At 72.8% G+C, this 12,761-nt stretch carries 13 protein-coding genes; 4 read left to right on the forward strand and 9 right to left on the reverse strand.

The window, feature by feature from the left end; genetic code table 11:
- Positions 1–72: 72 nt before the first annotated feature.
- A complete protein-coding gene (locus tag HCN51_RS02505) occupies positions 73–1,035 on the forward strand; it encodes an ArsR/SmtB family transcription factor (RefSeq protein ID WP_168006246.1) in 963 nt (320 codons plus the stop codon).
- Positions 1,036–1,148: 113 nt separating this feature from the next.
- Here HCN51_RS02505 and HCN51_RS02510 read toward each other — a convergent pair whose 3' ends face one another.
- Entirely contained in the window at positions 1,149–2,522 is a 1,374-nt protein-coding gene (locus HCN51_RS02510; protein ID WP_346433504.1) for an MFS transporter, read from the reverse strand.
- 66 nt (positions 2,523–2,588) lie between these two features.
- Here HCN51_RS02510 and HCN51_RS02515 point away from each other — a divergent pair, with 66 nt between their 5' ends.
- From HCN51_RS02515 to HCN51_RS57940, 3 genes are all read left to right on the forward strand, one after another.
- Positions 2,589–3,557 carry a LysR family transcriptional regulator gene (locus HCN51_RS02515; protein ID WP_168006248.1) on the forward strand — a complete coding sequence of 323 codons (969 nt, stop codon included), beginning with the start codon at positions 2,589–2,591 and terminating at the stop codon, positions 3,555–3,557.
- Positions 3,558–3,586: 29 nt separating this feature from the next.
- A complete protein-coding gene (locus HCN51_RS02520) occupies positions 3,587–3,925 on the forward strand; it encodes a hypothetical protein (protein WP_168006250.1) in 339 nt (112 codons plus the stop codon).
- 210 nt (positions 3,926–4,135) lie between these two features.
- On the forward strand, positions 4,136–5,197 hold the full coding sequence (locus tag HCN51_RS57940) for an AMP-binding enzyme (RefSeq protein ID WP_346433505.1): 1,062 nt from the start codon (positions 4,136–4,138) through the stop codon (positions 5,195–5,197).
- A 28-nt stretch (positions 5,198–5,225) separates the two neighbouring features.
- Here the strand turns inward: HCN51_RS57940 and HCN51_RS02530 are convergent, their stop codons facing one another.
- From HCN51_RS02530 to HCN51_RS02565, 8 genes are all read right to left on the reverse strand, one after another.
- Positions 5,226–5,795, reverse strand: a complete 570-nt coding sequence (locus tag HCN51_RS02530) for an SAM-dependent methyltransferase (protein WP_168006252.1) — start codon at positions 5,793–5,795, stop codon at positions 5,226–5,228.
- Positions 5,796–5,992: 197 nt separating this feature from the next.
- Complete coding sequence (locus tag HCN51_RS02535) at positions 5,993–7,513, reverse strand: acyl-CoA synthetase (RefSeq protein WP_168006254.1); 1,521 nt, start codon at positions 7,511–7,513, stop codon at positions 5,993–5,995.
- Positions 7,514–7,546: 33 nt separating this feature from the next.
- Entirely contained in the window at positions 7,547–8,539 is a 993-nt protein-coding gene (locus tag HCN51_RS02540; protein WP_346433506.1) for an LLM class flavin-dependent oxidoreductase, read from the reverse strand.
- Positions 8,540–8,553: 14 nt separating this feature from the next.
- Entirely contained in the window at positions 8,554–9,312 is a 759-nt protein-coding gene (locus HCN51_RS02545) for an aminotransferase class IV (protein ID WP_168006256.1), read from the reverse strand.
- 6 nt (positions 9,313–9,318) lie between these two features.
- Positions 9,319–10,320, reverse strand: coding sequence for a hypothetical protein (locus HCN51_RS02550; RefSeq protein WP_168006258.1), 1,002 nt, complete (start codon positions 10,318–10,320; stop codon positions 9,319–9,321).
- 13 nt (positions 10,321–10,333) lie between these two features.
- Complete coding sequence (locus HCN51_RS02555; protein WP_346433507.1) at positions 10,334–10,771, reverse strand: sigma-70 family RNA polymerase sigma factor; 438 nt, start codon at positions 10,769–10,771, stop codon at positions 10,334–10,336.
- A 166-nt stretch (positions 10,772–10,937) separates the two neighbouring features.
- Positions 10,938–11,939 (reverse strand): adenylate/guanylate cyclase domain-containing protein, encoded by a 1,002-nt coding sequence (locus tag HCN51_RS02560; RefSeq protein ID WP_080040499.1) that lies wholly within the window; start codon positions 11,937–11,939, stop codon positions 10,938–10,940.
- Positions 11,940–11,968: 29 nt separating this feature from the next.
- Entirely contained in the window at positions 11,969–12,721 is a 753-nt protein-coding gene (locus HCN51_RS02565; RefSeq protein WP_080040498.1) for a FadR/GntR family transcriptional regulator, read from the reverse strand.
- Between the last annotated feature and the right edge of the window lie 40 nt (positions 12,722–12,761).

Raw genomic sequence — 12,761 nt, forward strand, 5'->3', positions numbered from 1 at the left:
TGAACGGCCCCGCTAGCGTCCGCTGATGATCACCTACCGGCTGTCTGTGAACGGCCCCGCTAGCGTCCGCTGATGATCACCTACCGGCTGTCCGTGGACGACCTCGCCGGCGTCCGTTTCGCCTGCTCACCGCTGCTGGAAACGGTCACCAGCCTGTGGGCGCTGCGCCGGCCGGAACGCCACACCGTCCACCTGCCGTGGATCAGGCGGACCCGCGCCGCGCTGGCCGACCTCCCGCCGGCCGACCTCGCCGTGCTCGACAGCCTCCTCGGCCCGCAACGCGACTGGCTGCCCGACTTCCTCACCCCGCGCCCCGGCACCCCGCTGCCCGACCTAGCCGACGAGCTCGACCGCCTGCGCGCCACCCCACCGGACACCGCCCTCGCCGACTTCAGCGCCGTCTACGGCCCGCACCCGCTGCCCGCCACCACGAACCCCGAGATCATCGCCGCCGTCCTGGAGCGGTACTGGCGGCTGGCCATCGCCCCCCACTGGCCGCGGATGCGGGCGGTCCTGGAGTCCGACCTGCTGTACCGGGCCCGCCTCCTGAGCAGGGACGGCGCCGCCGCCATGCTGCACGAACTCGACCCACGCGTCCGCTTCGCCAACGGCGAGCTACGGGTCTACGCCGGCCACGCGCTCAGCTACGACGCGACCGTGGCGGGACGCGGCCTGTGGCTGGTGCCCGCCCTGTTCGTGCCCCAGACCATCGCGCCGGTCGGCCCCGACGAGCCGCCCACCGTGATCTACCAGTGCCGCGGCATCGGCACCCTGTGGCAGTCACCCACCGCCCGCCCGCCGCAGGCACTCGCCGACCTGATCGGATCGGCTCGCGCCGCCCTCCTGGCCACCCTGGACGGCCCCACGTCGACCACGGAACTGGCCCACCGCCACGGGGTCACACCCGGCGCCATCTCCCAGCACCTCGCCGTACTCCGGCGAGCCGGCCTGGTCTCCCGCACCAGGGCCGGCCGCCTGGTGCTGTACGCCCGCACGGAACTGGCGGACCTCCTCATGGCCGAGCACACCGGCTGACCCCTCTGGCCCTGCTTCCCCACCCCGTGCCCGGTACTCGACCTCAAGGCCACGCGCGTGCGGCGACCGGCCAGCCCGACCGGCCAGCCCGACCGGACCGACGCGGTGCGGGATCACGCTTGGCCTGCGGGCGCGCTGGTCGGTGCGTGATCGCCTTCGGGCAGCGGGCGCCGTCGGCGGTGAGGGCCGCCTTCGGCTACCGAACGCCTCCCGCGGTGCAGGAGCACTGCCAGGGCGGCCAGCAGCAGCCAGGCCGACGTCATGGCGACCAGCCACGTCCAGCCCGCGCGGCCGTACACGAGCGCGCCCGCCGTGCCGCCAGCGCCGCTGCCCAGGTAGTAGCAGAGCGTGTACGTCCCCGCGGCCCTCCCCCTGGCGGCCGGGGGTGCGTCGGCGGTCACCCAGGCGTTGGCGATGGCGTGCGCGGCGAAGAACCCGGCGGTCAGCACCCCGAACCCGAGCGCGATCACGGGCAGCGACGGGTGCACGGTCAGCGCGGCCCCCACCACCGTCACGATCAGCGCCGTGACGAGCGCCGCCGTCCGCCCCAGACGCGCGGCCAGCCGACCGGCGGCGGCCGAGGACGCGGTGCCCATGGCGTACGAGAGGAACACCAGCGAGGCGGCGGCCGGGCTCAGCGAGATGGGCGGCGCGGCCAGCCGGAACCCGGCGGCGTTGTACAAGGCCACGAACGCCCCCATGGCCAGCGCCCCCACGGCGAACGGCGCCACCGTCCCCAGTTTGCTGGCGGTGCTCGGTGTGCTAGTGACGCTCCCTGCGCGAGCGGTGCTCCCTGCGCGAGCGGTGCTCTCTGCGCTAGCGACGCTCCCCACGCTAGCGGCGCTCCCTGTGCTAGCGACGCTCCCCACGCTAGCGGTGCTCTGTGCGCTAGCGGTGCTGGGCGTTGCTGGGCGGGGGAGGGTCGCGGTCGTGAAGAGGGCGCATGCCAGGGCCACTGCCGCCACCGCGATCAGCGCGCCGTGCCATCCCAGGGGTTCGGCGGTGAAGCCTGCGCCGAGGCGGCCCAGCATGCCGCCGACCGAGTTGCCGGCGATCATCGCCCCCACCGCGGCGGCCAGGCGGGAGGTGCCGAGGTGGTCGGCCAGGTACGCCGCCGCCACCCCGGCGAAGCCGGCGATGGCCACGCCCTGGACCCCGCGCATTGCCAGGAACACGGGGAAGGACGGTGCCAGGGGCAGCAGGAGCCCGAGCACCGCTGACACCACTACCGACCACAGGATCACCCGCCGACGGCCTACCACGCCGGCCAGCCAGGCCAAGGGGAGCACTGCGACGGCCAGGCTGGCGGTCGCTACGCCGATCGCGAGTGAGGCGGTGCCCGGGTCGAGCCCGTATGCGGTTGCGAGCTGGGGCAGCACCGGTTGCGGGGCGTACAGGAGGGCGAAGGACGACAGCCCGGCCGCTGCCACGGCCGCGCTGACGCGCCGGGTGTCGACGGTCGGGTCGGAAGCCTGGAGAACCACCACCTCACAAACGCTAAGCAAGGCTAATAAATACGTCTAATACGTTGATGGGCGATAATTCATACGGTGATGGATGAATCCGATGACCGGCTGGCCGCGCGGCTTGCGCCGGCGCTCGCGTTGCTGGCCGCCGTGGGGGAGACCCGGCACGTGACGCGGGCGGCCGAGTTGCTCGGTATCCCGCAGCCCACCGCCAGCCGGCGCCTCGCCGCGCTGGCCGAGATCGTGGGTGCGCCGCTCGTTCTCCCGTCCGGGCGGGGGATCCGGCTGACCAGGGCGGGGCGTACCCTCGCCGCCGCCTCCACCCGTGCGCTGGGCGGTATGACCGCGGCCGCCCGCGAGGTGCGGGAGGAGATCGATCCGGGCAGCGGGCGCATCGTCCTCGGGTTCCTGCACCTGCTGGGGCGGACGCTGGTGCCGTCCCTCATCGGCGGGTTCCGCGAGCGGAACCCGGGCGTCCGCTTCAGCCTGGCGCAGGGGTCGCGGCAGGACATGCTCGACGCGCTCCGCGACGGCGAGATCGACCTGGTGTTCGTGGCGCCCATGCCGCTCGACGACCCGGCCCTCGTCAGCCGCCCGCTCGCCGACCAGGAGCTCGTGCTGTGCGCGCCGCCGTCCCACCGCCTCGCCCGCCGGGCGCGGGTGCGGGCCGCTGAGCTGGAGGGGGAGGAGCTGGTGACGCTGGAGCACGGGTACGGGCTGCGGCAGATCACCGACGACCTGTGCGCGGCGGCGGGGTTCGAGCCGAGGATCGCGTTCGAGGGGCAGGAGTCGGAGACGGTGCGGGGGCTGGTGGCGGCCGGGCTCGGCGTGGCCGTCCTGCCGCGGTCGGATCAGCCGGTGACGGGCGGCGTGGTGGAGATCCCGCTGTCACCGCCGCTGTTCAGGACGGTGGGGGTGAGCTGGCCGGCGGGGGAACGGCTGACGCCCGCCGCCCGCGCCTTCCGCGACCATGTCTGCTCCCACTCCACCGACCTCGGCCCCGCCTTCCGCCCGCCCCGTCACCCTCCCGCCCGGGGCGGCGGGAAGTCGCCCTAGCAGGGGTGATGCTGCGCCAGACTGGGCGCATGACACATGACGGCGATGCGGGAGTGCCGGGGTCCCTGGCGCGGGTCCTGGCGGAGGTGGCGGCTGAGCGGGCGGCGCAGGACGCTCGGTTCGGGATGCAGTTGCTGCCCGACGGCACCGGCGGTGAGGGGACGGTCGATGCTTCCGACCTGGCCAGGGATGCGACGGATGCGGCGGCCAGGGGAGGGGCGCTGACCTGGCGGCACATTCTGGCCGAGGAGGTCATGGAGGCGTTCGCCGAATCGGATCGGGACCGGCTGCGGGCGGAGCTCATCCAGGTCGCGGCCGTGGCCGTCAAGTGGACCCAGGCTCTCGATCGCCGCCCGCCCCAGTCCTGAAGTGAAGTCCACCGCGCCTCCTTGATGTCCAGGCCCAAGCCCAGGCCAGGCCCAAGCCCAGGCCCAGGCCCAGACCCAGGTTTGGGTGCGGGGCCAGGTTCGGGCCGGGGGCTGAGGTCGGGGGAGGGTCGTGGTGCCGGCCCTTTCCCGCCGTCCTCTCACGTTCTACAGAAGCTTGACGCAGCATGCGACGGTTGTTGAACTTGAGGGGTGACCGGACAGCCGCAGGTGTCCTTCGACACCGATCCCGGCAGGTACCGTCACCTCCGCCTGGAGATCGACGGGGAGATCGCCTGGATCGTGCTGGAGGTGGACGAGGGCGCCGGCATCGTCCCCGGGTACGACCTCAAGCTCAACTCCTACGACCTCGGCGTCGACATCGAGCTGCACGATGCCGTGCAGCGGCTGCGGTTCGAGCACCCGGAGGTGGGTGCGGTCGTCGTCACGGGTGCCCCGGGTGGGGTGTTCTGCGCGGGGGCGAACATTCGGATGCTCGCCCGGTCCGACCACTCCTGGAAGGTGAACTTCTGCAAGTTCACGAACGAGACGCGCAACGCCATCGAGGACGCCACCGCCCATTCCGGCCAGACATGCCTGGCGGCGATCAATGGGACGGCGGCCGGTGGCGGAAAGACCTCGCCGACGTGTTCGCCACGCGCAGTGAGGGGATGCGCGGTCGGGTGGCGGAGGAGTGGGGGCTGGTGGACGAGGTGGTGCCGCGCAGCCGGTTCGAGGAGGTCGTGCGGGTGCGGGGCCCGGGAGGCGGCCGCGCGGTCGCGGTCGGTCAGGCCCGCTGGAGTAGAGCCGGTTCCCCTGCCGCCGGTGCGGAGCGAGGGTTACGTGTACGGGACGGTCGCGGCGGAGCCGGGCGAGCACGCGGTCGCGATCAGGGTGCGCGGGCCGGAGGCGGGGGACGAGGGCTGGTTCCTGCGGATGACGAGGGAGCTCGACGACATGAGCAAGGGGGGCGGGATCTGGGTGTCGCCGATGGAGGTGGAGGCGCGGCTGCTCCAGCACGAGTCGGTGGGGGAGTGCGCGGTGGTGGCGTACATCGACGGTGACGGGCTGGAGAAGCCGGTGGCGTGCGTGGTGCCGGCGGCGGGCCGGGTGGTGGACGCGCGGGAGCTGATCGCGTTCTGCCGGGACGGGCTGGCCTCGTTCAAGCAGCCCCGTGAGGTGGTGGTGCTGGAGGAGCCGCCGAAGACGGCCACGGGGAAGATCCAGCGCGGGGTGGCCCGCCGCCTGGCCGCCGACCGTCTGGGCAAGGACTGATCCCGCACCACCCGCCTCGCGAGGAGGATCAGACGGAAGAGGCGCCGTAGACGGTGACGGCGAACGGCCGGGGCGAGGCCTTGTAGACCTCCTCCCCGATCCGCTTCAGCCCGTGGTGCGCGTCCAGGTACCCGTGCAGCCGGTCGGCCTCGGGCCACGGATGCACCGCCACCAGCACCCCGCCGGGCGCGAGCAGCGCGCCGAGCTGCTCGGAGGCCCGTTGCAGCCGCTCGTGCCGCCCGAGGTAGTAGAGCGTCTCGGAGCAGAACGCCAGGTCGAAGTGCGGCTCCGCAGGATGGGTCAGGATGTCGGCCTGGACGAACCGGACCCGGCCGCCCTCCTCCGGCACCCGTTCGCGGGCCCGGGCGAGGGCCCGCCCGGAGACGTCCATGCCGGTGATCTCGGCGTCGGGGTAGGCCGCCGCGAGCGTTCGGGTGAAGACGCCCTCGGCGCAGCCCACCTCGACGATCCGCCGATACGGCCGGGCCGGAACATGCTTAAGAGTAGAGCGATATTTGTCCTGCTCGTAGCTGTCGGATGCCAGTTTCCAAGGATCGGGGGTTCGGTGCCACCAGTCGAAATAGCGCTGCAGGATCACACCCTGTTTCTTCGGTGACAGCAGCGACAACGTCCGGAACAAGGTGCGATGGGCAAGCTCGGGCAGACTGGGCACAGGCGGCCTCTCCGGGTCGGGGACAGGGGGTCGTCCATGACGTGAGGTGCGGTCGTCGTCAAGGGGAAATGCCCGTTGAACGAATGGACAATGCCCAATCGTGCCCGAAAACAGGACCGGAATTAGGAAATGCTGCTTCTCAGTTCGCGCTTCAGTACTTTCCCCGAGGCATTTTTAGGAAGTGATTCCAGGAAAACCACGCGTTTGGGCGTTTTGAAGGGCGCCAGCCGTTCCCGCAGGAATGCGATCAGCTCCTGCTCCGTCACCCCGCCCCCGTCGCGCAGCACGACGGCGGCGGTCACCGCCTCGATCCACTTCTCGTCCGGCACCCCGAACACCGCCGCCTCCGCCACCGCCGGATGCTGGTAGACGGCCTCCTCCACCTCCCGGCTGGCGACGTTCTCCCCACCGGTCTTGATCATGTCCTTCTTTCTGTCGACCACCGACAGGTAGCCGTCCTCGTCCATGACGCCCAGGTCGCCGCTGTGGAACCAGCCGCCACGGAACGCCTCGGCGGTCTTGTCCGGGTCGTTCCAGTAACCGAGCATGGCGTGCGGGCTGCGGTGCACGATCTCGCCGACCACGCCGGGCGGCACCGGCTCGCCCGCGTCGTCCACGATCCTGGTCTCGACGTTCAGCGCGGGCCGCCCGGCCGAGCCCAGCCGGGTCAGCTGCTCCTCCGGGCCGAGGATGGTCGCGACCGGCGCCATCTCGGTCTGGCCGTAGAAGTTGAACAGGCGCACGTCCGGCAGCCGCGTGGCGATCTCCTTGAGCACCTCCACCGGCATGATCGAGGCGCCGTAGTAGCCCTTGCGCAGCGACGACAGGTCGCGGCGGTCGAAGTCGGGGTGGCGCAGCAGCGAGATCCAGACCGTCGGCGGGCAGAACAGCTTGGTGGCCCGCTCGCCCTCGATCGTGGCCAGGATCGCCGCCGGGCTCGGGCCGGGCAGGATGATGTTGGTGGCGCCCAGGAAGATCCCTGGCGTCAGGAAGCAGTGCAGCTGCGCGCAGTGGTAGAGGGGCAGCGCGTGCACCTCGACGTCGCCGGCGCTCATCTCGCCGTCCACGACGCACGTCACGTACTGGGCGATGAGGCTGCGGCTCGACAGCGTCGCGCCCTTGGGGCGCGCCTCGGTGCCGCTGGTGTACATGAGCTGGATCGGGTCGTCGTCGGCGATCTCCACCTGAGGCTCGGAGGCGTCCTCGAAGGCCGACCACGCGGTGAACGGCTCCCACCCGTCGCGCCCGGCGCCGATCACGCCGCGCACCCGCACGTCGTCGGTGACCGCCGCCCGCGCGACCGGCAGCAGCGCCTCCTCGGCCAGGATCCCGCTCGCGCCCGAGTGCCCCAGGATGTACGCGACCTCCTCGGCCCCCAGCATGAAGTTGACCGGCACGGAGATCGCCCCCAGCCGGGCCAGCGCGAAGTACGCCACCACGAACGCGTGGTTGTTGTGGCTGAAGACGGCGAACCGGTCGCCCTTGGTGACGCCCCTGGCGGCCAGCGCGTTGGCCGTCCTGTTCACCGCGAGGTCGAGGTCGGCGTAGCTCTGCCGCAGGTCGCCGAAGACGACGGCGGTCTTGGAGGGGTGCCGGGCGGCGGTGCGCCGCAGAAGGTCACCGATGGCGTGCTGACGGATCATGCGAACACCCTTCAGAACGATGTTCGGGTGATCCTAACCCGGGAAGACCGCCGCGAGGCGCCGGTAGGAGTCCAGCCGCCGGTCGAGGTCGTAGGTGTTCATGGTGACCAGCACCTCGTCGGCGCCGCTCGTCGCGACCAGGGAGCCGAGCGTCACCGCGACCTCGCGCTCCGTACCGCTGATCCTGCCCTTGAGCGCCTCGTCCAGGTACGCGCGCTCCCGCGCGGTCAGCTCCTTGCCGGCGATCTCCTCGGCGGGCTCCAGCGGCGGGAAGGAGCCGCCCGTGCGCGAGCGCACGGTGGCCCACGCCTCGGGGAGCTGCAGCAGCGCCGCCTCCTCCGCGCTCGCGCCGACCGCGACGTCCACCGCGACGATCACGTACGGCCGCGCCGCCCACGCCGACGGCCGGAACGCCGCCCGGTAGCGCGCCACGGCGTCGTGCATGCGCGGCCCGCCGCCGATCACCATCGGCAGCCCGTGCTCGGCCGCCAGCTCCGCCCCCGCCCCCATGGCCAGCACGAACACCTGGGGCCGCAGCCCCTCGGCGGGCAGCGCGTGCACGCCGGGGTACGCGTTTTGCGTGCCGTCGAAGTACCCGAGCAGCTCGGCGAGCTGGTCGCCGAACCGGTCCGCGTCGTCCTTGCCGTGGCCGAGCGCCCTGCGGATGCCCCCGGTGAAACCCACCGAACGCCCCAGCCCCATGTCCACGCGGCCCGGATACAGCGACTCCAGCACGCCGAACTGCTCGGCCACGACCAGCGGCCGATGGTTGGGCAGCATCACGCCGCCGGTGCCCACCCTGATCCGCGACGTCGCCGCGGCGACGGCCGCCGCCAGCACGGTCGGGGCCGACCCCGCGACGCCGGGCACGCTGTGGTGCTCCGACACCCAGAACCGGTGGTAGCCCAGCTCCTCCGCCCGCCGCGCGAACTCCACGGTCTCGCGCAGCGCGGCGGCCGGGGTCGAGCCACGGCGGACGAGTGAGCGGTCGAGAATCGAGTAGGCGGTCATGTACGGGTGCAACACGCCCGCCCCCCGGATCAATCCACCGGCTCGCCGGGAACGCCCTCGTAGTGCTCGACCAGCCGCGCCAGCAGCCCGGCGTCGTGGCGCAGCGGCACGCCGCCGACCCTGCCGACCGGCATGATCCCCCACGAGTTGCAGAGGAACACCAGGTCGAAATCGGGCAGGTCGGACACCCTGACCGGGCGCCGCTCCTGCGGCACGTCGAGGTCCTGCAGCAGGCTCATCGTGACGCCGCGCAGCATCGGCGCGTCCGGCCACACCAGCCGGCCGCCGGCGAACCCGCCCAGGTTCGTGATCGCGCCCTCGCTGATGAGGCCGTCGGCGGTGGTGAGCAGCGCCTCGTCGAAACCCTCCGCGCCGGCCACGCGCAGGATGTGGGCCTGCTGGAAGCCGGACGCCTGCTTGATGTGCGGCAGGTAACGCTGGTAGACGACCGGTTTGACGTGCAGCGGCCCGGCCAGCGGGGCGTGCGGCGGGTACGCGGCGGCCACGATCCTGGGCCGGCCGCCGTGCTCCACGACGTACACGCGCACCCCGGCGTCGCGCACGCCGCCGTCGAGCACGGTCTTGATCGAGGCCAGCACCGCCGCGTCGTCGAGGCCGGTGCCGAACAGCTCGCGGTTGGCCGCCTCCAGCCGGGCGAGGTGCCGGCCGAGCCCCTTGACCCGGCGATCCCGCACCTGCATGGCGGTGAAGTGCCCGTAGCGGGCATCCAGCATGAGGCGCGCCTCGGCGCCGACCGGCTCGCCGTCTACGGCAGTGCGTCCCGTCACGGCGACCTACTTTACGTACAGGCCGATCGACCAGCGAACCGGGCGGTTCGTCCCCGCGCCCCACATCCCCGTCCGCACGGTCACCGTGACGCGCTCGCCCTGCTTGGTGCCGAGGTCGAGGCCGGCCTTCGGGAACGGGCCGTCCGTCCAGACGGGGCAGCCCTGCTGCGTCCGGCTCAGTCTGCCGTTCACCCGCACCTCGAACCACATCCGCGGGGCCAGGTCGCCCGAGCAGACCACGTCGAGGGTCGTGGCGCCCCGGCCCGACAGGGTGACGGTGGCGGCTCCCGGCCACCTGCCCGACGCGCTGTCCGCCAGCCGCCCGCCGTCGAGCCGGCGGGGCAGCGCCTTGACGCGCGGGGGCTCGATCGTCATGGCCGGCGGCGTCCACTCGTAGACGGCCACCTCGCGCGCGCCGCGCTCCGGCCCGCACGCCCCCGCCGGCGCGTCGCACCCCCGCTCGGCGAAGGTGAGCGTGACGTCGGCGGCGCCCTGCGGCACGTCCAGCGGCAGCAGGTGCAGGCCGCTGTCGCCGCAGGAGTCCTCGCGGCCGTTGACGCGGCGGGAGTCGACAAAGACCTCCGGCATGGAGCTGAAGACGCCGTCGCACGGCGTGGCCACCTCCAGCGGGTTGCCGGAGACCGGGACCGTGACCGACGCCCGCGCCTCGGTGAGGGTGGCCAGGCCGATCCGGCGGTACTCCGTCCCGTCCCGCGTGACGAACCGCTCGGGCAGCCCGGCGGCCGGCTGCGCCGCCGGCGGAACCTCGCCCGGCACGAGCCCGTCCCGGCCGGGCAGCAGCCCCGGCGCCGGCAGCGGCCCGTCCTGGCCGGGGACCAGCAGGGCGGCCACCACGACGGCCGCCAGCGCCGCCGCGCCCGCCGCCGCCCTGCGGCGCCGCCGGACCCGGCGGACGCGCGCGTGCACCTGGTCGTGGCGGTGCGGGTTCGCGGGCGCCGGGCCCTCGGCCCGCTCCCGCAGGACGTCACGCAGATCCTGGACGCTCATCGGCGCGTCTCCTTCACGATCGACTCGTCCACTCGCAGCTTCGCCAGGGCCTTGGCCGTCTGGCTCTTGTGCCCTCCTGGCAGCCCAGCAGCCTGGCCACCTCGCCGACCGGCAGGTCCTCGTAGAAGCGCAGCACGATCACGGCGCGCTGCCTGGCCGGCAGCCGCCCCACGGCCCGCCACAGCTCCTCGCCGTCACGAGCCAGGTCGAGGGCGGCGTCGAGGGCGGGCCGCTCCGGCAGGTCGTCGCTGGGCAGCTCCCTGCGCCAGCGCCGCCGCCACCAGGAGACGTACGTGGTGACCAGCACCCTGCGCACGTACGCCTCGGGCTCGTCGATGCCCGGCCACGCGAACCACGCCTTGGTCAGCGACTCCTGCAGCAGGTCCTCCGCCACACCCCAGTCGCGGGCCAGCAGGTACGCCGTCCGTAACAGCCGGTCCGACCTCGTCACCACGAAGTCCTGAAAAATTGCCCTGTCCGCCAACTTCGGCGATCCTCCTGTGAGAGCGGCTAGCTGACGCTAGTGACGCATCGTCGTCCCGCTCAGGTTGCCGCCGATGAGAAAGAGCCGATGAGAAAGAGCCGCTGACGACGAGCCGCTGCCAACGAGCCGGCGGTCAGGCGCTGCCCGCCCGCATCACCGTGTACGGCGCCAGCTCGCCCAGCCCGCGCACCGACAGCCGGTTGACCTCCCGCAGCCGGAAGGCACGATCGCCCTCCAGCTCCTCGGCGAGCTGCGGGTCGGCCAGGATCGTTCCCGGCAGGGACAACGCGGTCAGCCGGCTCGCCAGGTTCACCGTCGTGCCGAAGACGTCGCCCATGCGCCACACCACCGGCCCGGAGGCCAGCCCCACGCGCAGCTCCGGCATGTCCCTGCCGCGCGCGTGCGTCTCCACCAGCCGCAGCGCGATCTCCGCCGCCACGTGCGCCTTGTCGCTCACGAACAGCACCGAGTCGCCCAGCGTCTTGACCACCCGCCCGCCGGAGGACGTCACGATGTCGGCCGAGCGCCCCTCGAACCTGTCGATCAGCCGGGCCAGCTCGCTGCCGGTGATCTGCCTGCTCAGCCGGGTGAAGGCGACGAGGTCGGCGAACCCGACGGCGAGCCGTACGGAGCTCATGTCCTGCTCGGCGATGCGCCCGGCCGCGGCGGCGAGCTGGCGCTGCCAGGCGTAGACCAGCAGCCGGGCCAGGTCGGGCACCACCCGCTCGGCCCGCCTGCGCCAGGCGCGCGGCCGCTCGGCCAGCGGCACGCCCGCGGCGTCGAGCGCCTCCGCGCCCAGCTCGGCCTGCGACTCGGCGAGCCGGGTGGTGGCCCGGCCGAGTGAGCGGGCGATGAGCAGCACGTGCTCCTCGTCGTAGACGCCGGAGGTGACCATGCCGAGCAGCGTTTTGAGCGCCTCGACGTCGGAGTCGGTGAACTCGACGGCGTCGTCGGGCACGTTGGCGAAGCCCAGGGCGCGCCAGAAGCGCCGCGCCCGATAGACCGGCACCCCCGCCATCTCGGCGACCTGGTGACTGGTGTATCGGCGCGGCTCACGCAGGAAGGCTTCTGTCAGCCCGCCCGCCACTGCGTCCCCGACCGTGTCCCCGACCCGGTCCCCGTCCACGTGCGCCACCCCGGCAACATAACACCCTGTGGGCCAGATCACTCCAAGAGCGCCCTCAGGGCACTCCGCTCACCTTCACCTACATACCCGGCGTAATAGTCATACATCGCCTTCCTCGACAAACGAGCGGCCAGCGGACCGTCGCCGGCCCGGATGGCGGCGATGACCTCCTCGTGGTGGCGGATGCTGCGCCGCATCAGCTCCTCCCGGTCGGGCGCGGCGGCGATCCGGTCCGCGATGAGCTTGACCACGATCGAGCGCACCACGTCGGTGCAGATCTGGATCAGCTTGTTGCCGCCGGCCCGCGCCACCGCGTCGTGGAAGGCCACGTCGGCCGCCCCGAACGCCTCCTCGTCGGTGCCGGCGGCGGCCCGCATCGCCGCGACCGCCGCGCCCATCTCGGCCAGCTGCTCCTCGGTGCGCAGCCGCGCGGCCAGCAGGACGGCCGCCCCGTCGAGCACCATCCTGAACTGCACCAGCTCCCCGAGCGACAGCTCCGCCACCCGGGCCAGCGTGGTCATCGACTTGTGTAATGCGGCGGGCGAGAACGGCAGCACCTCCGCCCCGTTCGGATCGCCCGGCCGCGAGCGCACCAGGCCGCGCGCCTGCAGCACCCGCAGCGCCTCCCGCACGGTGGACCGGCTGACCGAGAACTGCACCATCAGCTCCCGCTCGCTGGGCAGCCGCTCGCCGGGCGAGAGCGCGCCGCTCTCGATGGCCTCCTCGACCTGCTCCACGACCCGCTCGTAAGCCCGCACGGTACGTACCGGCTCGAAGCGCGGACCACCCATCAAGCCCCCTTGACCCGAGCCGTCGCCGACTGGCAATGTG

The sequence above is a fragment of the Nonomuraea composti genome, from assembly GCF_012034275.1.
Taxonomy (GTDB): Bacteria; Actinomycetota; Actinomycetes; order Streptosporangiales; family Streptosporangiaceae; genus Nonomuraea; species Nonomuraea composti.